The 21,168-nt window shown below is 37.0% G+C and carries 21 protein-coding genes; 15 read left to right on the plus strand and 6 right to left on the minus strand.

The window, feature by feature from the left end; all coding sequences use genetic code 11:
- The first annotated feature begins 273 nt into the window (after positions 1–273).
- Positions 274–1,461, plus strand: a complete 1,188-nt coding sequence (locus tag ACKI30_RS00540; protein ID WP_407408977.1) for an AAA family ATPase — start codon at positions 274–276, stop codon at positions 1,459–1,461.
- A gap of 57 nt (positions 1,462–1,518) precedes the next feature.
- On the opposite strand, the gene ACKI30_RS00545 is transcribed toward ACKI30_RS00540, so the two are convergent.
- A complete protein-coding gene (locus tag ACKI30_RS00545) occupies positions 1,519–2,748 on the minus strand; it encodes a DUF2264 domain-containing protein (RefSeq protein ID WP_292738693.1) in 1,230 nt (409 codons plus the stop codon).
- 105 nt (positions 2,749–2,853) lie between these two features.
- On the opposite strand from ACKI30_RS00545, the gene hacA reads away from it, so the two are divergent.
- The 6 genes from hacA to ACKI30_RS00575 all read left to right on the plus strand — a co-directional run bounded on the left by hacA (position 2,854) and on the right by ACKI30_RS00575 (position 7,855).
- On the plus strand, positions 2,854–4,098 hold the full coding sequence (gene hacA, locus ACKI30_RS00550; protein ID WP_407408980.1) for a homoaconitase large subunit: 1,245 nt from the start codon (positions 2,854–2,856) through the stop codon (positions 4,096–4,098).
- A 4-nt stretch (positions 4,099–4,102) separates the two neighbouring features.
- Positions 4,103–4,582: a 3-isopropylmalate dehydratase small subunit gene (locus tag ACKI30_RS00555; RefSeq protein WP_407408982.1), complete on the plus strand. Its 480-nt coding sequence runs from the start codon at positions 4,103–4,105 to the stop codon at positions 4,580–4,582.
- On the plus strand, positions 4,557–5,564 hold the full coding sequence (locus ACKI30_RS00560; protein ID WP_407408984.1) for an isocitrate/isopropylmalate family dehydrogenase: 1,008 nt from the start codon (positions 4,557–4,559) through the stop codon (positions 5,562–5,564). The genes ACKI30_RS00555 and ACKI30_RS00560 overlap by 26 nt, the downstream gene beginning before the upstream one ends.
- A 158-nt stretch (positions 5,565–5,722) precedes the next feature.
- Positions 5,723–6,139, plus strand: coding sequence for a 6,7-dimethyl-8-ribityllumazine synthase (ribH, locus tag ACKI30_RS00565; protein ID WP_292747010.1), 417 nt, complete (start codon positions 5,723–5,725; stop codon positions 6,137–6,139).
- Positions 6,140–6,146: 7 nt separating this feature from the next.
- Complete coding sequence (gene mmp11 / locus ACKI30_RS00570; RefSeq protein WP_330008270.1) at positions 6,147–7,085, plus strand: methanogenesis marker protein 11; 939 nt, start codon at positions 6,147–6,149, stop codon at positions 7,083–7,085.
- A 290-nt stretch (positions 7,086–7,375) separates the two neighbouring features.
- Positions 7,376–7,855 carry an LPXTG cell wall anchor domain-containing protein gene (locus tag ACKI30_RS00575; protein ID WP_407408987.1) on the plus strand — a complete coding sequence of 160 codons (480 nt, stop codon included), beginning with the start codon at positions 7,376–7,378 and terminating at the stop codon, positions 7,853–7,855.
- 93 nt (positions 7,856–7,948) lie between these two features.
- Here the strand turns inward: ACKI30_RS00575 and ACKI30_RS00580 are convergent, their stop codons facing one another.
- Positions 7,949–9,661: a glycosyltransferase gene (locus ACKI30_RS00580; RefSeq protein WP_407408989.1), complete on the minus strand. Its 1,713-nt coding sequence runs from the start codon at positions 9,659–9,661 to the stop codon at positions 7,949–7,951.
- A gap of 111 nt (positions 9,662–9,772) precedes the next feature.
- Between ACKI30_RS00580 and ACKI30_RS00585 the strand changes: the two genes are divergently transcribed.
- Positions 9,773–11,920, plus strand: a complete 2,148-nt coding sequence (locus tag ACKI30_RS00585; protein ID WP_407408991.1) for a Tex family protein — start codon at positions 9,773–9,775, stop codon at positions 11,918–11,920.
- On the opposite strand, the gene ACKI30_RS00590 is transcribed toward ACKI30_RS00585, so the two are convergent.
- A complete protein-coding gene (locus ACKI30_RS00590) occupies positions 11,917–12,339 on the minus strand; it encodes a MarR family transcriptional regulator (RefSeq protein WP_407408992.1) in 423 nt (140 codons plus the stop codon). The genes ACKI30_RS00585 and ACKI30_RS00590 overlap by 4 nt on opposite strands.
- A complete protein-coding gene (locus ACKI30_RS00595) occupies positions 12,336–12,611 on the minus strand; it encodes a hypothetical protein (RefSeq protein ID WP_407408994.1) in 276 nt (91 codons plus the stop codon). Before ACKI30_RS00595 ends, ACKI30_RS00590 begins: the two co-directional genes overlap by 4 nt.
- A gap of 179 nt (positions 12,612–12,790) precedes the next feature.
- Here ACKI30_RS00595 and purE point away from each other — a divergent pair, with 179 nt between their 5' ends.
- Positions 12,791–13,816, plus strand: a complete 1,026-nt coding sequence (gene purE / locus ACKI30_RS00600) for a 5-(carboxyamino)imidazole ribonucleotide mutase (RefSeq protein WP_407408996.1) — start codon at positions 12,791–12,793, stop codon at positions 13,814–13,816.
- A 7-nt stretch (positions 13,817–13,823) separates the two neighbouring features.
- Positions 13,824–15,077 carry a UbiD family decarboxylase gene (locus tag ACKI30_RS00605; protein WP_407408998.1) on the plus strand — a complete coding sequence of 418 codons (1,254 nt, stop codon included), beginning with the start codon at positions 13,824–13,826 and terminating at the stop codon, positions 15,075–15,077.
- Positions 15,078–15,238: 161 nt separating this feature from the next.
- Here the strand turns inward: ACKI30_RS00605 and ACKI30_RS00610 are convergent, their stop codons facing one another.
- Together ACKI30_RS00610 and ACKI30_RS00615 are read right to left on the minus strand one after the other, a co-directional pair.
- Positions 15,239–16,696, minus strand: a complete 1,458-nt coding sequence (locus ACKI30_RS00610) for an ATP-binding protein (protein ID WP_407409000.1) — start codon at positions 16,694–16,696, stop codon at positions 15,239–15,241.
- A gap of 140 nt (positions 16,697–16,836) precedes the next feature.
- A complete protein-coding gene (locus tag ACKI30_RS00615) occupies positions 16,837–18,075 on the minus strand; it encodes a nucleotide sugar dehydrogenase (protein WP_407409002.1) in 1,239 nt (412 codons plus the stop codon).
- Between the two features lie 73 nt (positions 18,076–18,148).
- On the opposite strand from ACKI30_RS00615, the gene rfbD reads away from it, so the two are divergent.
- The 5 genes from rfbD (at position 18,149) to rfbC (ending at position 21,164) form a co-directional block, all read left to right on the plus strand.
- The gene (rfbD, locus tag ACKI30_RS00620; protein ID WP_407409004.1) at positions 18,149–18,988 is read left to right on the plus strand and encodes a dTDP-4-dehydrorhamnose reductase; all 840 of its coding nucleotides are present in this window, start codon (positions 18,149–18,151) and stop codon (positions 18,986–18,988) included.
- Positions 18,985–19,434 carry a ribonuclease domain-containing protein gene (locus tag ACKI30_RS00625; protein WP_330008283.1) on the plus strand — a complete coding sequence of 150 codons (450 nt, stop codon included), beginning with the start codon at positions 18,985–18,987 and terminating at the stop codon, positions 19,432–19,434. The genes rfbD and ACKI30_RS00625 overlap by 4 nt, the downstream gene beginning before the upstream one ends.
- Position 19,435: 1 nt before the next feature.
- Entirely contained in the window at positions 19,436–19,666 is a 231-nt protein-coding gene (locus ACKI30_RS00630; RefSeq protein ID WP_407409006.1) for a barstar family protein, read from the plus strand.
- Positions 19,667–19,731: 65 nt separating this feature from the next.
- Positions 19,732–20,598 carry a glucose-1-phosphate thymidylyltransferase RfbA gene (gene rfbA / locus ACKI30_RS00635; protein ID WP_407409008.1) on the plus strand — a complete coding sequence of 289 codons (867 nt, stop codon included), beginning with the start codon at positions 19,732–19,734 and terminating at the stop codon, positions 20,596–20,598.
- A gap of 5 nt (positions 20,599–20,603) precedes the next feature.
- A complete protein-coding gene (rfbC, locus tag ACKI30_RS00640; RefSeq protein WP_407409010.1) occupies positions 20,604–21,164 on the plus strand; it encodes a dTDP-4-dehydrorhamnose 3,5-epimerase in 561 nt (186 codons plus the stop codon).
- Positions 21,165–21,168: the final 4 nt, after the last annotated feature.

Here is a 21,168-nt window from a genome sequence, read left to right on the forward strand (position 1 = left end):
TATAGTAAAATTTCCCTTGCTTTGTAAAATTGTGTTTATTTTACACAAAAGCTATATCTAATTCTTGGTTTAATATCATATTACTTATAATTCTTTAATCAATTAATCGGATGAGAATTATTATGAATCAATTAAATTTTCTATTTAATAGAATATGTTCGATTCAATCGAACATTTATTATTCAATAATTTTAAATATTATGTTTTATAAAATAAAACATGTTCGATATTAAGGAACATGTCCAATTAAAAAAATTATGGAGTTGTTTAAAAATGAAGATAATGCCGGTTTCAATGCCGAAGGATATAGACAAATACTTTTTCAATCGGGTGAGGGATATCAACATGATAAATACTCAGCTGTCAACAGTCAGATTGGATATTCCACCTCAATTGCTGATTACAGGATATCGCGGCGTGGGCAAGACATTCCTTCTTAAAAAGGTATTGAATGATCAAAGCGATGACATTCTGACATCATTTATTGATATATCCGAAATTGTCGGAAGGCAAAAGGGAAACCTAACTGAGGAGGAAGTGCTTAAGGCAATCTTGAATTCCATAAACGAAACAATGTCTAAGGATAAGAAATCATACAAAAAATGGATTGATAAAATAACCGGGCATGTTAAAGGACTACAATTGAAAAATTATGATTTTTCTAGAGATGCGAATATAATGGACATTCCGGTTCCGGTAATCCATGACAATTATGACAAGCTTTCCAAATTTGTAATGGAGCTTCCCCAAAAAATCGTGGATGAGTCAAAAGACATAAAGGGATATATAATAGTAATCGATGAGTTTCAACTACTGAAAAAAGTTAAAAAACCAGATGCATTCTTTTGGCTAATAAGAAGCTTTGTTCAAAAGCAGTTCAATGTAGGTTATGTCTTCACAGGTTCTGTTTCAAAAACTTCAGATATAATCAACATGATTAACGGTCAGGAAGGAGCATTCGGAGGAAGATTGATACAGATAAATATCGAGCCGTTCACAGCTGATGAGACAAGAAGATACATCGAGGAAAAATCAAATAACTTAAAATTCACAGATGAGGGATTTGAAAGATTTTACGCGTGCACACGAGGAATTCCTCTATATATAAATAGCCTTTCATCAGTCCTGCCTAATAACACAATATGTGATGAGGAAATAATCAAACAAACTCTCAAGTTTAACATTGACCAGGTTGCCATGATGTGGATTTATGTCTGGGGAAGATTAAGTGATGGAGAAAAGGATTTCATAATCTATCTTCTGGAGCATGAAGGCTCAAATAGATCCGATTTGGACAATGAGCTGGGATATGCAAAATCCAGCATAACAAGATTCATAGATTCACTTTCCAATCAGGGAATAATTGAATTCAATCGTGAAAGAAAATTTGTACTGGCAGACAAGATGCTTGAAAGATGGTTAAAAATCAAGTATGAAACCAATGGTTTTTATCCGCTTTAAATTCTAATTTTCATTATTTATTGCATCAAAAATAGGAAGTTAAAAAAAGAAAAAAATTTAAAAATCAATAGTTTGATCTTTTTGTACAGGATGTCCGTTCCATGCCTGCATGCTTGTCCATTCAGCGAAAGGTTCTGTCCAGAACACGTCTGAAGCCGGTAGACCTAATGCTAAAAATATTGCGCAACAGAAATAGAGACTGCCTGTGTTGATATCACTTTCTGAAATGTCCAATTGAGAACCGTTAAGTCCTACAAGTAACCATCCGGCACTTGAAAAGTTGTGATTGTCTCCAAATTGCTTTTTCAAAACAGCTGTTAGAGCGGATCTGACCTGAGAAGGCTGAATGTTTCTAGGTAAGATTTTTAATAATGCTGCCTGTGATAGGGAATGGAAAATTCCGCAACGATAAGCAAGACAAGTACCCAAAAGAGGATAGGTCGCATCTGGTGAAATGGTTCTTTCCAGTTGAGATGCTAATCTTGAAGATCTCATAAGCTGAACATCCAGAAATTCGCCTTCGCTGATTCCATATTTTCTCATCACTTTTAGAATATCATTCAGCATAGGATGAATTACAATGCTGTTGAAATAGCCTGAAGTGTAATCCTCTCCGTCGGAGTAGATTCCGTCACCCATGTAAAATTCATCTCTGAATCTGCGAACACCATAGCTTAAACGCTCTTTATCGCATTCTCCTGTAAATTCCAAAAGAGCAGCTTCAATCATTGAAGTAAATAATAACCAGTGATTTTCATAAGGTGCGATAACTCTTGTATTTTTAAGTTCACGGATAATCCTTGCCTGATCATCCATTTGTAAATTAAGCCAAATTTGATTTTTAGCCCTTAGCAATCCTTGAGCAAATAAAGCAACATCAACTAAAGATTGTTTCGGTTCAACTACAAAAATGTAATCGTTATTGTTGGGATTCACTGCATTTGAGATGGCCTTTTTTGTCATTCTAATGTATTTTTCACGTACAATACCTTCCTCTGAGTTGTCTGCTCCCAATTCTAACCATGGTGCAATTCCATTAAACACGCGTGCAAAGGCTTCAAGGTATGAGAATTTCTGTCCTTCGAGTGAAGTTGACTCATAAGGCATGTTTTTCCTTAAATTTCCCTTTGCCAGGTTATTTAATACTGGAAAAGCAATTTTTTGCATTGTTGAAACCCAGAAAATCCTATCGTCCCAAACTGGACCTTCTTCTTCAATAGTAATAGGTTCTTCTTTTTTTCTAAGTTTATTCAAAAATGAGCTCATAATATTATTTTTGGAATACATTATATATAAAGTTAAAATATTTAAAAAATTCATTTTTTTCAAAAATAAAACAACTTATATATTTTATAAAATACATATATTATTCATTATTAAGAGGTTGAAAATATGCCAACAATGTCAGAAAAAATATTAGCTAGAGCATCCGGTAAGAGTGAAGTTGAAGCTGGAGATATAGTTATAGCAAATATTGATGTAGCAATGACACATGATTTAACCGGACCTCTTTCAGTTGAATCTTTTGAAAAAATAGGTGCTGAAAAAGTCTGGGACCCGTCAAAGATTGTCATTCCGTTTGACCATCAAGTTCCAGCAGACTCAATTGACTCAGCTAATAATCATATGATAATGAGAGAGTTCGTTAAAAAGCAGAATATTGAACATTTTTATGATGTCAATGCGGGAGTTTGTCATCAGATACTTCCGGAATTGGGTCACGTCGTGCCTGGAGAAGTGATAGTGGGCGCAGATTCACATACCTGCACTCATGGTGCCTTGGGAGCATTTGCAACAGGTATCGGATCAACAGACATGGCAATGGTTTTTTCTGAAGGAAATTTATGGCTCAAGGTGCCTGAAACCAACAGGTTTGAAATAACCGGTAAACTGAAGGAAAACGTTTACGCCAAGGATGTTATTCTACATATCATAGGCCAGGTAAGTGTTGACGGCTCAACATACAAGGCCTGTGAGTTTGCAGGAGAAACCGTAAGCGACATGAGCGTATCTGACAGGATGGTCTTATGTAATATGGCTATTGAAATGGGCGGTAAAACCGGTTTGGTTGAACCTGACCAAAAGACCATAGATTATGTTGAAAAACGCTCAAATAATGCATATAAGGTTTATAAGACTGATTTGGATTCACCGTCTCTTAATATAATTGATATTGATGTAAGTGATTTGGAACCTCAAGTCGCTTGTCCTCACCATGTTGATAATGTAAGGCCGGTAAGCGAGGTCGACCAGGAACTGGATCAGGTATTTTTAGGTTCCTGTACCAACGGTAGGTTAAGCGATTTAAGACAGGCTGCAAAAATATTGAAAGGCAAAAAGGTAGCTAAAGGAACAAGAATGCTGGTCATTCCGGCATCAAAAGAAGTTTACTCAAGGGCACTTGACGAAGGACTTCTGAAAATATTCGTTGATGCGGGCGCACTTGTATCCGCTCCTTGCTGCGGCCCATGTCTTGGAGGACACACTGGAATTATAGGTCCTGGAGAGGTAAGCCTGTCCACTTCCAACAGAAACTTTAAGGGTAGACAGGGCTCACCTGAAGGAAAAGTATTTTTATCCTCAGCGGCTGTGGCTGCGGCTTCAGCTATTGAAGGAAGAATTGTAGCACCGGAGTGATATTGTGAAAGGAACTGCATGGAAATTTGGAGACGATATTGACACTGACATTATTGTTCCTGGAAGATATTTGATTTACACAGATGAAGAAAGACTGGCCGAACATTGTATGGAAGGTTTGGATGCTGATTTCGATAAGAAATGCAAGAAAGGGGATTTCATCGTTGCCGGAAGGAATTTCGGTTGCGGCTCATCACGTGAACATGCGCCGATTGCACTTAAGGGCGTCGGGGTTTCAGCCGTGATTGCGGAGTCATTTGCAAGAATCTTTTACAGAAATGCTACAAACGTGGGTGTTCCGCTTCTTGAAGCTCCAGGAATTACAGAACTTGTTGAAAACGAAGAAGAAATTGAAGTTGACATGGATAAAGGTTTAATTATAAATCAAAGTGGCGAAACAATAGAGTTTAAAAAATTGCCTCCATTCATGTTGGAAATATTGGAACAAGGTGGTTTAATTGAGTACCTCAAAAACAAAAGATAAGTATCAGATAGCTGTTGTTCCGGGAGACGGAATAGGTAAGGAAGTAATGGAAGCTACACTTTTTGTTCTTGATAGTTTGGATATTGATTTTGATTACGTTTACGGCCAGGCAGGCGATGAATGTCTTGAAAAAACTGGAACTGCTCTTCCTAGTGAAACCTTGGACATCATACGCAATGCCGATGCCTGTTTATTTGGTGCAGCGGGTGAAACTGCAGCTGACGTCATTGTTAAGATACGCCAGGAAATGAAGATGTTTGCCAATTTAAGGCCTGTGAAGACATATCCCAACACCGATTCACTGTTTGAAAACATAGATTTCATGATTGTCCGTGAAAATACAGAGGGAATGTATATTGCAGATGAGGAGTCTTACACCGATGAAGGTGCAGTGGCAAAGCGTATCATAACAAGAGAGGCTGAAAAACGCATTATTGACTATGCATTTAACTATGCAGTGGAAAACAATAAAAGCAAAGTGACTGCTGTTCACAAGGCTAATGTATTGAAGAAAACTGACGGTCTGTTTAAGGAAATTTTCTATGAAGTTGCAAAGGATTATCCCGACATTGCAACTGAGGACTTTTATGTAGATGCAACAGCAATGTATCTTATTACACAGCCTGAAAGCTTTGAAGTCATTGTAACTACAAACCTCTTTGGAGACATACTTTCCGATGAGGGTGCAGGGCTTGTTGGAGGATTAGGCCTTATTCCTTCTGCAAATATAGGTGAAGACGCAGCATTGTTCGAACCAGTTCACGGTTCAGCGCCGGACATTGCAGGCCAGGGCATAGCCAATCCGATAGCCATGATGCTTTCTGCAGTGATGATGCTTAGATACATTGGTGAAAATGAGGCCGCTGACAGGTTTGATGCGGCAATATTGAAAGTATTGAATGACGGTAATATTTTAACTGGTGATTTGGGAGGTTCTGCAACTACAATGGAACTTGCCGAAGCGGTTAAAGATAATTTATGAAAAATAGATGGAGAATAAAAATATGAATTTTAAAAAATTAACCAAAATGCAAATGGCCGCACTTTTTATTATATTCATTATGGTAGTTAGTGGGGTTGCTGGATTCCTTCTCATTATATTCAGCGGTGGAGCTTAATTAAAAAAACGAGGTAGATAAAATGGTAAAATATGAAATTGCAGCTGTTGTTGCAGAATTTAATTATGATATAACTCAAATGATGTTAGAATTGGCTAAAGCGGAAGCTAAAAATAGAGACTGTGAAATTACAAAAGTAGTGGCTGTACCTGGTGTATTCGACATGCCTTTAGTAATCAAAAAATTATTACAAAAAGACGAATACGACGCAATCATCACATTAGGTGCTGTAATTGAAGGTGCAACCGACCACGATCAAATCGTAGCACAACACGCTTCCCGTAAAATCGCTGATTTGGCATTAGAATATGACACCCCTGTAGCACTCGGTATTACCGGTCCTGGAATGACCAGATTAGATGCTCACAGACGTGTTAAAAACGCAAAAAGTGCTGTTGAAGCAGCTATCAAAATGTGTGACAGATTAAAAGAAATCTAGTGATTAGATGGAAATTCTAAAACCTAACGAACTAAGAGAAAAATTCCAAGACCCTTGGATAGCACCATACGAAAAAGTGCTAACAATGGTTGATGGGGATAAAGTGGAAATTGTAGAGTACCATCCATGCATTTCCGGATCTCACTGGTTGTTAAACCAATACAGAAACAATTCAGAATTGATAGATTCAGCTTACCGTGATGGAAACAAGCATGTTTACTCCTGTCATGTCGGTTCAGCACCGCTTGACCTGAAGGCCAGTTTCAATGCGGCTGGAATTGATGAAATCGTCATCGACGGAGATGAGGTAAAGGTAACCCATGCAGGACTTGCCGGTGCAGGTGTAGGTGCCGGAATGTGCAGAGGAATGGGTGAAGGAGTAAAATATGTGGAACTTATTGAAGTTGGCGGAGGCTCAAAAGCCGGTAAGGCTACTGTAGTAACTCCAAAACTTGAAAAAGTTGTCATTGGTGTTGATGATACCGATACCAAGGATGCTGGTGCTACATGGACCATGGCTCATAACTTGGGTGTGGAGCTTGCAGGTGAAGGTTTTGAATATCTGGACCATATCATTGTACAGTTATATCCGCATAATCCTCATAAAACTCAAAACTGTGTTTCTATTGCTTTGACATTTGCAGTTGAAGAGTCCAAAAAAGAAGATTTGATTAATAGGGTTATTGAAATCCTCAAGAGGGATACATTATCTGATAAGACCGCTATAGCTATTTTGGAAGGTCTTGACATTCCTGAAAAATTGAGGGAATATTCAATTGCCACCAAATCCGGAATGATGGATGTCGAAACTGCAGAAAGTGTTGCAGAAGAATTAAACATACCTTTAATTGCCGTTACAGGTGAACAGGGTAAAGTTGGTGCTTTAGCTGCACTCGGTCTTTACAATGATGTTGAAGAAGCAGTAAAAGCATATGACAAAAAATAATCTAAGATCAATTCTTAGATTTTTAACTATTTTTTTTAAAACATTAATTTTTGACATATTTATTATTCGTTATACCACTTATATTTTCAAACAGAAGTTTTATTTTAATTATTTTTTATTATAACTTTATAATATTGCTTTTTTTCTCTTTTTACGATGCAAGTGAGCACTTACATTCGAAAAACTTTATATATGGCCTTGATTATATAATTATTTGTGTGAAGCAAGTTATTTTTCCTCCAAAACAATTAACTTGCCCCTACTAAAATTCAAACTCACGGGTGATTATTATGAATATTTCAAAAAAACTATTAACATTACTTGCAATATTTTGTGTAATTGCATCTGCAGGTGTTGCATGCGCTGCAGATGTCAATGCTGATATGGACGGAACTTACCTTAGCGCTGTAGACGACATGGGTGTTGGCGACCACCCTGACTTCGACGATGTTGATGATGCTACCTATGATGGTGGATGGGCTGGAGGCCAGTACAACGGAAATATGGAAGACGGCCACCCTGGTGCACCGGAAATTGATCCTGACTACGCACACGACGAAGCAGCAGGAGAACCAATCAACGCAACCGGAAACTCAACTGACAACGCAACCACAAATGTAACCGGAAACGCAACCGCACAGGCTGTACAAAACCAAACAGCTAACGCAACCAATATGCACAGCATGTTAGCAACCGGTAATCCAATCTTACTCTTGCTCGGTGTTACTGCAGTATTAGGTGCAGGCGTTGCTTTAAGAAGAAGAAAATAAACTTATATTATTGACCTAATTTAAAAGCAGGAAAATCCCATCCTGCTTTTATCTCCCTTTTTTTTAACTTTTTTTTGAAAATTAGAATATCTGCTATAGATATATGTTCATGAAAGTATTTTGATCTTGCCTTAGGAACTGTTTTATTGAGGTACTGTTTGTTTTTTCAAAAGTAATTCTGATGTCATGGCCGCCATAGGTGAATTCGCTGACATTCTTGTCAAATGTCTGATTCACATATGTGATTGTGTCCATCAACTCTCCATTGACATTGATTTCATAGGATGCGTTATCTTTAAAAATTCCGTGGGAGGTAACTACGGAAGCGTTATCAATTACTACCTCATAAATTCCTGAAACCTTATCTCTTGATGTTATGATGTAGTCTTCAGAAACTGTGGTGTTTTCTCCATAGTAATTGTGGATTACTCCTGAACCTTCAAATATTTCTTTTAAACGACTATTTTGAATAACAGATCCTGTTTCCACATCCAATGCCTTTTTAGCATCAATCGGAAGTCTTAACACGTCAGGTTCGCCAGGTCTTGTTTCATTGATGGTGTATTCCTCTCCGTCAATGGATATTGTATCATTTATGCTCACGCCCAGCGTTACCATTGCGTCTGAAGGCATACGAATTTGTGTTGATTCGTTTTCTATTGCCGCATCGATTGTGTATGGGCCTCTGGCAGAGATTGTATTTGCTGACTGTGAGTTATCTGCATAAATAATCAGGTTTCTTGAGTTAGGCTCCACTGATAAGACACCATTGTCAAAGTGTGCCGCACCGATGAATGTGGAAATCATCAAAAGGAGAATGACTATTGAGATAATCATCGGGAAGTGAATCTTGATAAATGACCTGACAAGGTTTCCTCCGGGTGTCTTTCTAAACATCACGATGGATTGCACAACAACCTTGATGATGTAGTATAAGGCAATGATTATTCCGATTATTGTTATAATAACGGCTATCTCAAGAGGAACGAATCTAACGAAAAATATTGTAAACAATCCTAAAATAACGAGAGATAAACCGACTATTGCCATTCTGATGTAATATCCGATATCATCAATCATTGTGACTCTGCCGTATTTGTTTGCACGGTTGATGATTGTTCTTACAACTTCGTTAGCCATCAAATTCAAATCGGAAAGAGGGGACATGTCATGCTGGATTGCACCAATGTCCACTTCTAAAATTGATATTCCTAAAACATCAGCATCGATAACAATACCTACATCGACACCGTAGTCTGTTTCAAAATTAATACGTTTCAATACTTCTTTACGAGCCGCAAACTGTCCACTCAAAGGCTGTTCAAAATTAATCTCAGGGAAAAAGAAATTCAGGAGTGGCTTTGCAGTAAGTTCAGTTACACGTCCACTTTCACGGGCAAATTTGGTCTTTGTAATTTCAGCTTTGCCTTCAAGAATAGGCATGATCATGGCTTCAACCTTTTTGGAAGTTAAATTGTAAATGTCAGCGTCGATAAAAGCTATAATGTCACATTCAGCTTCTTTATAACCTGTATGTAATGCCTGACCTTTTCCTTTGTTGATTTCATGAGTAATTACAATGGCGCCGGCTTTTTCAGCCTCTTCGGCAGTATTATCACTTGATCCATCATTTACAACGATGATTTCATCTACAAACGATACTTTTTTAACCACTTTCACTACCTTAGCGACGGTTTCCTCCTCGTTGTATGCCGGAATAATAACTGAAACCTTTTGATATTTTTTAGGTTTTTGGGTTTTTATTCCTGCCAGTAGAAAAGTAAGTATAACAAAAAACCAATACACCAAATTCACCGTAATTATTTAATTATTTATAAATTTGTTTTTTAAGTAGTATAAAGGTTTTTATAAAATTAACAAAAATTTTAAATTTTAATTCAATCTAATAATAATCTAATGATTGTTAGTACTTTAGAAAAGGAATTAAATTTAGCTAATTGGCAAGTTAAAAAAGTTATAAATCTCATTGATGATGGAAACACAATACCGTTCATTGCAAGGTATAGAAAGGACGTTACTGGTTCTCTTAATGATGAGACATTAAGAAAATTCGATGAGAGATTAAAATATCTCAGAAATCTTGAAGATAAAAAGGAAAAGGTCTTAAAAAGGATTGAAGATCTTGGAAAATTAGATGAGAGTTTAAAAAATCAGATTTTAAATGCAGCTACACTGGTCGAACTTGAGGACTTGTACAGGCCATACAAAAGCAAAAAACAGACAAGAGCAACCAAGGCAAAGGAAAAAGGCCTGGAACCGCTGGCCGATGTGATACTTGCTCAGGAAGTGAGGCAGTCCGTTAAAAAAATCGCAAAAAACTACATTAACGATGAGGTTAAAACACCTGAGGAAGCTATACAGGGCGCACAGGATATAATTGCGGAGATAATATCCGACAATTCTGATTTCAGAGGTAAAATCAGGAAAAATACCTTCTTTACAGGTCAAATCACATCAAAAGCTAAGGACAAGGATGCTTCCAGCGAGTATGAAGTTTATTATAATTACTCAGAAAATATCAAAAAGATTCCTCCGCATAGGATACTGGCCATAAACCGTGCAGAAAAGGAGGGCATTGTCAAGGCCAAAATCGAATGTGAAACTGACGACATCTTAAGGTATCTGGAAAGGCATACCCTAAAAAACATTTCAAAAATTCCTGAAAAAATCGAATACAACAGATACACAACCCCTATTATCAAGGAAGCGATTGCAGATGCCTATAAAAGGCTGATATCTCCTGCAATCGAAAGGGAGATTAGAAATTATCTGACTGAAAAGGCAGAGGAAAAGTCAATTGAAGTATTTGCCCAAAATTTAAATCAGGTGTTGATGGAATCTCCGCTTGTCGGTAAAACAATTTTGGGATGGGACCCCGCTTTTAGAACAGGCTGCAAACTGGCCATCATTGACGAGACAGGAAAGGTTCTTGCCACATCACTGATATATCCTACAGCTCCTCAAAATAAGGTGGAAGAGTCAATAAGGACAGTCCGTGAACTGATTGATGAATATGACATTAACGTAATAGCTATCGGTAACGGAACCGCCTCAAGGGAGTCTGAGGAAATCGTTGCAAGAATCATTAAGGGCACAGATGTTGAATATATTATTGTCAATGAGGCGGGAGCATCAGTTTATTCAGCATCAAAGCTGGCTGATGAGGAATTTCCGGATTTCTCTGAAGGTGAGAGAAGTGCGGTTTCAATTGCAAGAAGGCTTCAGGATCCTTTAGCCGAGCTTGTTAAGATTGACCCGAAATCCATTGGTGTTGGGCAGTATCAGCATGACATGAATCAGAAGCAGCTGTCCGAGTCTCTCGACGGAGTTGTTGAAAAGGTTGTAAATGAGGTCGGAGTTGATTTGAACACTGCGTCTTACAGCCTGCTTAATCACGTATCTGGAATTGGAAAAACAACCGCTCAAAACATCATCGAATATAGGGATGAAAACGGCAGGTTCACCAATCGAAAAGAGCTTTTAAACGTTAAAAAACTAGGTAAGAAAACATTTGAGCAGTGTGCAGGCTTTATTAAAATTGACAATCCCGAATATCCTCTGGATAATACAACAATACATCCGGAATCATATTCCGCAACAAAAAAGCTGCTTAAAAAACTGAACTATTCTCTTGATGATATAGGTTCAAATAAGTTAAGATTGGATAATCTGGATTTGGAATCACTTTCCGATGAGCTTGAAATCGGTTTGGAAACTCTGAAGGACATTATCAAGGAGCTTAAAAAGCCGGGCCGTGACCCAAGGGAAGACATGCCAAAACCGATTCTTAGAAAGAACGTATTGTCAATTGAAGATCTGGAAATAGGAATGATAATGCAGGGGACTGTAAGAAATATTGTTGATTTTGGCGCTTTTGTAGATATTGGAGTTCATCAGGACGGTTTGGTCCATATATCTCAATTGGTAGCAGATAAATATGTAAAACATCCGCTCGACATTGTTAGTGTTGGTGAAATTGTTGACGTTAAGGTTTTAGATGTTGATGTTGGGAGAAAAAGGATAAATCTCTCAATGATTATCTAAATCTCAAGTTTAATTTCATCGTATGTAAGATAGGGAATTTTACTGTTTTTCATACCTGTTTCAAATTTAATAAATCCCTCTTCTTCTAATTTTTTAACTTTCGGCTGGATGTTACTTACATCCTTATTAATTTTTTTCGCTAAATCACGAATGCTTTTTGGCTTTTCATGTTTAATTGTATTTAGAATAGTTAAATCTAAATCGGATAAAGATAATTTGTTTGTAAATAAGCTTTCGCTAATTTCAATTGTTTCATCTAAATTATTTTTGTAATATTTCCAATTTTCCAAATCAACATACATTTTCATGTTGTTTGTTCGTTTGAATAATTTTTCTAGTTCATTTATGGATTTATATGTTTTTTCCATTTCTTGAATAAATTCGGCTCCAGTCTGTTTCTTGACTAATGTAATAATCATTTCAACATCTCCACCAATTCGCTTATATCTAATTTGCCGGTAATTTGCAGATAGTCTTTTATAATCTCAAAAATTTCATTTTGATCCTGTTTGCTTAATTCTATTTTTTCCGAGTGCTTTTCAGGGTTTGGGTGAATGTGCGCCTTTCCAATGTGATAATTGTCAATTAAAATATTATCCGGCATAATGATAATTGACCATCCATTGGGCGTTTTGACATTATAGATAATTTTATCACCTATGCTTGTTTTGTCCTGATTTTTTCTTGACATGTCATATTATATTTTAAATAATATTTATATATGTGTTAGTTTTAACACAACACATTTATATAAGTATGGGTAAATTTTTTAATTCTAAGTCAATTTTTTGATTCAGGGTCAATATTAAAATCTTATTAATGACTTTCGATATAATATCTATATTTAATGATTTATTTAGAAGGGATTTAATGACACCAAAGATAATGATTATTCTTGGAAGCGGTTCAGATATTGCTATTGCTGAAAAAGCTATGGATATTTTAGACAAATTGGAAATACCATATAGTTTAAAAATCGCATCTGCCCACAGAACACCTAATCTTGTTCGTGAAATCGTTAGTCAAGGAACTGATGCCGGAATAGAAGTGTTTATTGGTATTGCAGGACTTGCGGCACACCTGCCGGGTTCCATTGCTGCTTACACACCAAGACCTGTTATCGGGGTTCCGGTTGATGTTAAAACTGGCGGTATAGATGCGCTTGAATCAGTTGTTCAAATGCCTTATCCGTCTCCTATTGCAACTGTTGGAATTGACAGGGGAGACAATGCTGCAATATTGGCTGCTCAGTTCATTGGACTTCACGATGAAGAGGTTCGCTTAAAGGTAAGACAATTAAGAAAGGATTATGCTCAGAAGGTTTATGACAGCAATGAAAATATAGTTCAGCAAATCGACAGGCCTTTTATACAAAATGATTTCTTGAGAATTAAAAACCTTGAAATAAATGGCGTTAAAGTTGATGACGATGCTGAAAATACCTGTAAAAATAAGGATGCAGAGGTTTCCATCATTGTAGGAAGGCAAACTGACCTGCCAACCGCTAAAAAAGCAGGTGTTATATTGGACAGGCTTAAAATCAGCTATGACATAAAAGTTGTTTGTCCAATCAGATCCACTAAAAAATTCACAAATTATGTAAAATCAATGAAAAACGTTAAGATATTCATTGGAATTAGTTCAAATTCATCACAGGTTACAGGGGGTATTGTAGGCCTTACAGACAAGCCTGTAATTGGAGTTCCATGTACTAATGAAAATGGCGACGATTATTTGTTAACTACAGTAAGCATGCCACCGGGCGTACCTGTTGCGACAGTTGGAATTAACAACGGTAAGAATGCGGCAGTTTTGGCTGGTGAAATTCTTGGAATCGACAATCCGAATATTACTGGACTTTTAGACAAATTAAAAGATAAAAAAATTAACTTATAGGGATAACATGAAAATTAATGATGACAATGTAATTGAAATTTCAGAAGAGCTTTCAAGCGAATTTGAAGTTGCAAAAGTTTTAAGGCAATATCCTAAGGATACCGTAATAATTAAAAACGTTAAAGGCTATGACATGCCGGTCATTTCTGGAATATGCAACACCAGGGATAAGATAGCAAAATCAATCAACTGTGAAGTATCTGAAATCACAGAAAAAATCATTGACGCAATGGAAAAGCCAATTAAAGTCGACAAATTTACAGATTTCAGTGAATATGAAACTTCAGAAATTGATTTGGATAAAATACCAATTCTCACTCACTATAAAAGAGATGGTGGAGCTTACATTACCGCAGGTGTCGTATTTGCACGTGACCCTGAAACAGGTATCCAGAACGCATCAATTCACAGGATGATGGTTTTGGACAACAAAAGACTTGTAATCAGGATAGTTCCAAGAAACCTTTACACCTATTTCCAAAAGGCACAAAAAATGGGAAAAGACTTGGACATTGCAATAGCTATTGGAATGGACCCTGCAATATTGCTTGCAAGTACTACCTCAATTCCAATTGATTACGATGAAATGGACGTTGCAAATGCATTTAAAGGCGGAAATCTCGAATTGATTAAATGCGGAGATTTGAATGTTCCTCAGGCTGACATTATTTTGGAAGGTAAAATATCAGTGACAGAAACAGTTGCAGAAGGTCCGTTTGTTGATTTAACAGATACCTACGATATCATCCGTGACCAGCCGATTATAAATCTTGAAACCATGCACATTAAAAAGGATGCGGTTTATCATGCAATCATTCCTGCAGGATTCGAACATAAGCTATTGCAGGGCCTTCCTCAAGAGCCAAGGATATTCAAGGCAGTTAAAAATGCAGTTCCTACAGTGGAAAATGTTGTCTTGACTGAAGGAGGCTGCTGCTGGTTGCATGCAGTTGTTTCAATCAGAAAACAGACTGAAGGGGATGGAAAAAACGCAATAATGGCAGCGTTATCCGCTCATCCGTCACTTAAACATTGTGTTGTTGTCGACACTGACGTTAATGTGTTCGATGCTGAAGATGTTGAATATGCAATATCAACACGTATAAAAGGTGACAGGGACATCATGATAGTGCCTAATGTAAGAGGTTCATCTCTTGATCCGGTAGCTGAAAGTGATGGAACTACTACAAAAATAGGTGTGGATGCTACTAAATCCCTAAAAGCTTTAGAAAAATTCGAAAGAGTAAGTTTCGGAGAATGAAACTAATAAAAATTTAGTGGCCGGCAAATGGCCATTTTTATTAATCTTTTTTTAAATTAAAATAGTGATTAATTTAAATTATAGTTAATCTAGCAAACTATAATATTATTAATCAATATTTATATTTTTAATAGGTTTGATGATGTGGTCAAAATTTGGCATTATCTGACCATTGAAAAATTATTTTCTTTTCCCAATTTGGTATTTTTAATTAATTTTTTTTCGACTAAATCATCTAAATCCCTTCTGCTTGTAGTTCTAGAAACATTAAAGTATTCGCAATACGACTTATGAGTGAATACGAAATGTTCATTAATGATTTTCTTCAAAGCTGTTATTTGCCTTTCATTAAGGTTGTATTCTGTTAAATCTTTAAAGTTGTAACTTTTATTTTCTTTTTTGTATATCAATTTTCCATCTGGACCAAAGAATCTCACGCCAAAAAATCCATCATTAAAAAATTCAGGTTCTTTTAAACCGGCATCCTTCATTTCATCACGCATACGTTTAATTCCGGTTCCAACATGTTCCATGTATTTTGTTCTTCCAAATATCCTGCAGATATTTTCGTTTCTGTGTTTAGGATTTTCCTCGACTCCCAATTTTTCCAATGTCATTGGGTATGGAAGTTCTCCCGGACTTATAATTTCGATTCTATTGTCATAAATGTAGAATGTAATGCAGTTTCCAGGAAGTTCATAATTTCTATGGGCAAGTGCATTAACAAATCCTTCACGAATAGCTTTTATAGGATATTCTGGTATGTCAACTCGTTTCATACCTTCAATAACAGCACCTAATTTGGTATTTTTCATGAAAAATTCATCAAATTCTTCAAGTAATATAAAAAATGAGCTTTTAGACATGAAACGGTCAATAATTTCTAATCTGTCATTCCCATTAAAGCGAACCATCTTGATATCATGGTCGATTCTAAATTTTGTGATGTCTTTTGCAAAGAATAGTGCGCCCGCAGTATTTAGATTGAAATTTCCCAATTCATCAATTTCACCGGCTCCAATGTAGTCTAAAATTTTGTCCATATCTCTCATGTCTTTCAATTGTTTGAGAGATTCATCGGTCAAATTGTTAAAAAATAATTCCAAGGCTCTTGGGTCCACATCATCACATGAGGAGTTTTTCAAAAGCCTAAAATCAAAAATTCCTGGATTTAGTTTTTCCTGAATACATTCTAGAATTGATTTTTTCACTTCTTCAACTAATTCCTGTGGCGTGTTGAACTCTTTGTATTTGTGTTTTTTAGATATTCTGCTTAAAAACTTTTGAGACCCCTTGTCTCTAGTATAGACGTTTTTAACAAAAAGATAGGCATCAGCCTGTTTTTTCATATATGTTTCGTATTCATATTCGGTTGCGGAATATCCGTTACGATATATGTCTCCATACTGTGAGCCAATCAGGCCGATGTAAATGTCACAGTATTCAATTTCGTTAATGAAAACTTCGTCTGCAGATTGTGATTTTGCACCATCGTATTCAAAAAGGTATGGCTCAATAAATTTGTTTAGGACAGGGTCATTCAAAATTTCATCCCTCAAGAGTTTACGCTCTTCTTTAAACTCTTCCATATTGCTGCTAATAAACACTTCTAATTTCATCATATCACTTAATTTGTTTAATTAAGTAATATGTTATGTTAATATCATTAATAAAGATTTCTCAGTTGTTTTAATATGAAAATATTGAGTTTATGTTGGAAAATTGTCGTAACCCTGTAAAATTGCAGTCAAATATTGATTTAAATTTCATACAGGTTGCCATAATTATAAAGTGTGACATCATCAGGAACTTTATAGATTATGTTTTTAGTATCGAAAATGATTGGATTTTCCATTTTTTTGCTGATTAACTGATAATCAGGATGCTTGAACTCATCGTGGTCGCATAGGATAAGAATCAGTTTTGCGCCATCGATTGCATCGGCAAAGCTCACAAGGGTATCCCTTTTTATGTGAGGGTCATGGACTGCAATTTCATATCCGTCCTGTTCGAGTTCAGCTATGATTTCATAGGATGGGCTTTCCCTGTCATCACCGGTGTTTCCCTTATATGAAACTCCCAAAACGGCAATCTTTCCGTCCGGAATTATTTTTCTGACGTATTCGCAGACGAATCTCGGCATGGATTTGTTTGTGTCACGTGCCAGTTTTATGATTTTAGCGGTTTCAGGCGCTTTGGCATAAATGAAGTAAGGGTCAATTGCAAGGCAGTGTCCTCCAACACCAGGGCCCGGAGAATGCAGGTTTACTCTTGGATGCTTGTTTGCCATTTTAATAACGTCAAGCGCATTCACTCCAATTTCAGCACAGATTTTGGCAAGCTCGTTTGCAAGTGCGATATTGACGTCCCTGAAGGTGTTTTCCATACATTTTGACAGCTCAGCGGTTTTCGCTTCAGTGAGCATCAGATATCCTTCAACGAACTGTCCGTACACTTCGCTTGCTTTAACTGCACATTCAGGAGTTACTCCTCCAATGATTCTGTCGTTGTGGACCAGTTCCTCTAGAATGCGGCCCGGAAGAACCCTTTCAGGACAGTGCGCAAGGTATAAGTCTTCGCCTATGGTAAAACCGGCCTTTTCAAAGATAGGCTTGATGACCTCATCGGTTGACATAGGAGCTATTGTTGATTCAATAATGACGGTATTTCCCTTTTCCAGATATGGAATTATTGTTTCACAGGCGGTGATGACATAACTTAAATCACAGCTGTAGTTTTCAACGATATATGGAGTCGGTACTGTAATGATGAAAGCGTCTGCTTTTTCAGGAGTTAATGAGGCTTTGTAAGTATGTTTTCTGACGGATTTTTTGATAATATCGCTTATTCCCGGTTCTTCAATGTGGATAATTCCCTTGTTTAAGTTTTCAATCATTTCTTCGTTAATGTCTACTCCAACAACTTCACAGTGGCTTCTGGAAAAGAGGGCGGCTGTTGGAAGTCCGATATATCCTTGACCCATAATACAAACTTTCATAATTATAACTCCCATTTTAAATATTTAAAGTAATATATATCTAAACTATATATTAAACTTTTAAGGGATTATTATGAAGATTTTAATTACTGGTTCTAATGGAATGCTGGGCCATGATTTGCAAGTGGCTTTAAAAGACAGCCATGAACTGGTTTTAACAACATCTAAAACATTGGATATAACTGACAGGGATAAAACAATTGAGATTATCAAGGAAAATAATCCGGACATTGTCATCAATTCCGCAGCATATACCGATGTTGACGGATGTGAAACCAACCAGGATCTGGCATATGCGGTAAACGGTGAAGGCGTCAGGAATCTTGCCCTTGCATGCAGGGAGATTGACTGTCCTCTGGTTCATGTAAGTACAGATTATGTCTTTGACGGAACCGCAAGAGAACCTATCGCTGAAGATGGCGAAATAGGTCCGATAAGCGTTTACGGCAAAAGCAAACTCATGGCTGAAGAGGCAATTCAGGAAATTTTGGACAAGTTCTTTATAATCAGGACAGCATGGCTGTACGGTATCAACGGTAAGAATTTCCCAAAAACAATGCTTGAACTGGCCAAGAATCATTCAGAAATTACCGTGGTTTATGATGAGGTTGGAACACCGACCTACACTCCGGATTTGGCCGATGGAATTTCCAAACTGATTGAAACCGATTATTACGGAATATATCATCTGACAAATTCAGGAAGCTGTTCATGGTGCGAATTTGCAAGATATATCTTTGAAATTGCCGGCAGCGACGTTAAGGTAATTCCAGTTACAGCATCCGAATTTTCAAGGCCTGCTCCAAGGCCAAGCTATTCCGTTTTGAAAAATCAAAAATGGATTGAAAATGGATTTGAACCTTTAAGGGATTATAAAGAGGCTATAAAAGAATATATTGAGTTGATAAAATGAACAAAAAGCTAGTATTTATCTTTGCACTTGTAATTGCACTGTTTACAATCGGATCTGTGAGTGCGGGATTTTTTGATTTTCTGCATTTCGGGGATGATTCATCCAGTGCCGGTGTAACTGAAGACGGCCAGTACTGTACCGTAGACGAGGTGGCGGCCTACATTAAGGAATATCATAAGCTTCCAAGCAACTACATAACAAAAAAGGAGGCACAGGCCCTTGGATGGCATGGAGGACCGCTTAAGGAATATGCTCCCGGAAAAAGTATAGGTGGAGATACATTTACCAACCGCCAGCACATACTTCCGGATTCAGATTCCAGATACATAGAATGCGACATTAACGCCAATGGAACCGCACGTGGGGCTGAAAGGATAGTTTATAACTCAGGAGACTTTAAGGTTTACTACACTTCCGACCACTATAAGACTTTTAAGGAGGTTTAAAATGCAATTGGATGGTGAATTAATCAAAAGAGATGGGCATGATTATTTGGCGGAAGCATTAAACTTCCCTGACTATTACGGTAAGAATCTGGACGCCTTATATGACTGTCTTACTGAAATCGAATGTGAAATTGTATTGATCAATGCCGGTGCGGTCGATAAGGATATCATTGACACCTTCAAGGATGCGGCCGGTGAAAATGAATTTTTAACTTTTGAAAGTTTTCCTTAACTTTCAACTTCTTTTTTTATAATATATATTAATCATTAACAACAAACTTTTCATTAGTGATTGTTATGAAAGGTATAGTACTTGCAGGTGGTTCTGGAACTCGCCTGTATCCAATTACAAAAGCGGTTTCAAAGCAAATATTGCCTTTGTATGATAAGCCGATGATTTATTATCCTATTTCTGTTTTAATGCTTGCAGGAATTAAGGAAATTCTAATTATTTCCACTCCTCGTGACCTGCCGATGTTTAAGGACCTGCTAGGTGACGGAAGCAGTCTGGGAATTGAATTTTCATACGCTGTTCAGGAAAACCCTAATGGCCTTGCGGAAGCATTTATCATCGGTGAGGAATTCATTGGCGATGACAATGTTGCTTTAATCCTGGGAGACAATATCTTCCACGGACACAGATTTACAGAAATCCTTGAAAGGGCTAAAAATCTTGAGGAAGGCGCTGTGATATTTGGATATTATACCAACAACCCCGAAGCTTTCGGCGTTGTTGAGTTTGACAGCGATTGGAATGTTTTATCAATTGAAGAAAAACCGGAAAAACCTAAGTCAAATTATATTGTACCTGGTCTTTATTTCTATGATAATGATGTAATTGAAATAGCTAAAAATGTTAAGCCCTCCGACAGGGGTGAAGTTGAAATTACATCAGTAAATGAAGAGTATCTGAAACGTGGAAAGCTTAAGGTGGAACTTCTCGGAAGAGGTATGGCCTGGCTCGACACAGGTACTCATGAGGGGCTTTTGGAAGCTTCAAATTTCATTGAAACCATTCAAAAAAGACAAGGACTATATATTGCCTGTCTTGAAGAGATAGCTTATCTTAAAGGCTACATTAACGATGAAAAATTGTTGAAAACAGCTAAGGAACTTGAAAAAACTGATTATGGGCAATACTTATTTAATTTAGTAAGAAAGTGAGTTTTATGGGAAAATTTAAATTTACAGAGCTTGACATCGAAGGGATGTTTACAGTTGAACCTACAGTCTTTGAGGACAACAGGGGATACTTTATGGAAACATATAATGAAAATGACTTTAAAGAGGCTGGTTATGACCTTACATTCGTTCAGGATAACCAATCCAAATCATCAAAAGGAGTTTTGAGAGGCCTTCACCTGCAGGTGAACTATCCTCAGGGCAAACTAGTGCGCGTTATTAAAGGTGAAGTGTTCGATGTTGGAGTGGATCTCAGGGCAGATTCACCTACATACGGCAAATGGGCAGGAGCCATACTGTCTGAAGAAAACAAGAAACAGTTGTATATTCCTCCAAAATTCGCCCACGGTTTCGTTGTGCTTTCTGATGAAGCTGAATTCCAGTACAAATGCACAGAATTTTACCACGGGGAAGATGAAAGCGGCATAATGTGGGATGATGCAGACATTGCAATCGACTGGCCAATCGATGACATTGACGAGATTATTTTATCAGATAAGGATAAACAATGGAAAAGCCTGAAAGAATCTCAAATTAAATATGAGTGATTCA

This window comes from Methanobrevibacter sp., from assembly GCF_045539575.1.
Classification (GTDB): domain Archaea; phylum Methanobacteriota; class Methanobacteria; order Methanobacteriales; family Methanobacteriaceae; genus Methanocatella.

Excerpts from the sequence above, each read along its gene's own strand:
- ACKI30_RS00540 (WP_407408977.1), top strand. The coding sequence starts at position 274 with ATGAAGATAATGCCGGTTTCAATGCCGAAGGATATAGACAAATACTTT.
- ACKI30_RS00545 (WP_292738693.1), bottom strand. The coding sequence starts at position 2,748 with ATGTATTCCAAAAATAATATTATGAGCTCATTTTTGAATAAACTTAGA.
- hacA (WP_407408980.1), top strand. The coding sequence starts at position 2,854 with ATGCCAACAATGTCAGAAAAAATATTAGCTAGAGCATCCGGTAAGAGT.
- ribH (WP_292747010.1), top strand. The coding sequence starts at position 5,723 with ATGGTAAAATATGAAATTGCAGCTGTTGTTGCAGAATTTAATTATGAT.
- mmp11 (WP_330008270.1), top strand. The coding sequence starts at position 6,147 with ATGGAAATTCTAAAACCTAACGAACTAAGAGAAAAATTCCAAGACCCT.
- ACKI30_RS00575 (WP_407408987.1), top strand. The coding sequence starts at position 7,376 with ATGAATATTTCAAAAAAACTATTAACATTACTTGCAATATTTTGTGTA.
- ACKI30_RS00585 (WP_407408991.1), top strand. The coding sequence starts at position 9,773 with ATGATTGTTAGTACTTTAGAAAAGGAATTAAATTTAGCTAATTGGCAA.
- ACKI30_RS00590 (WP_407408992.1), bottom strand. The coding sequence starts at position 12,339 with ATGATTATTACATTAGTCAAGAAACAGACTGGAGCCGAATTTATTCAA.
- ACKI30_RS00595 (WP_407408994.1), bottom strand. The coding sequence starts at position 12,611 with ATGTCAAGAAAAAATCAGGACAAAACAAGCATAGGTGATAAAATTATC.
- purE (WP_407408996.1), top strand. The coding sequence starts at position 12,791 with ATGACACCAAAGATAATGATTATTCTTGGAAGCGGTTCAGATATTGCT.
- ACKI30_RS00605 (WP_407408998.1), top strand. The coding sequence starts at position 13,824 with ATGAAAATTAATGATGACAATGTAATTGAAATTTCAGAAGAGCTTTCA.
- ACKI30_RS00610 (WP_407409000.1), bottom strand. The coding sequence starts at position 16,696 with ATGAAATTAGAAGTGTTTATTAGCAGCAATATGGAAGAGTTTAAAGAA.
- ACKI30_RS00615 (WP_407409002.1), bottom strand. The coding sequence starts at position 18,075 with ATGAAAGTTTGTATTATGGGTCAAGGATATATCGGACTTCCAACAGCC.
- rfbD (WP_407409004.1), top strand. The coding sequence starts at position 18,149 with ATGAAGATTTTAATTACTGGTTCTAATGGAATGCTGGGCCATGATTTG.
- ACKI30_RS00625 (WP_330008283.1), top strand. The coding sequence starts at position 18,985 with ATGAACAAAAAGCTAGTATTTATCTTTGCACTTGTAATTGCACTGTTT.
- ACKI30_RS00630 (WP_407409006.1), top strand. The coding sequence starts at position 19,436 with ATGCAATTGGATGGTGAATTAATCAAAAGAGATGGGCATGATTATTTG.
- rfbA (WP_407409008.1), top strand. The coding sequence starts at position 19,732 with ATGAAAGGTATAGTACTTGCAGGTGGTTCTGGAACTCGCCTGTATCCA.
- rfbC (WP_407409010.1), top strand. The coding sequence starts at position 20,604 with ATGGGAAAATTTAAATTTACAGAGCTTGACATCGAAGGGATGTTTACA.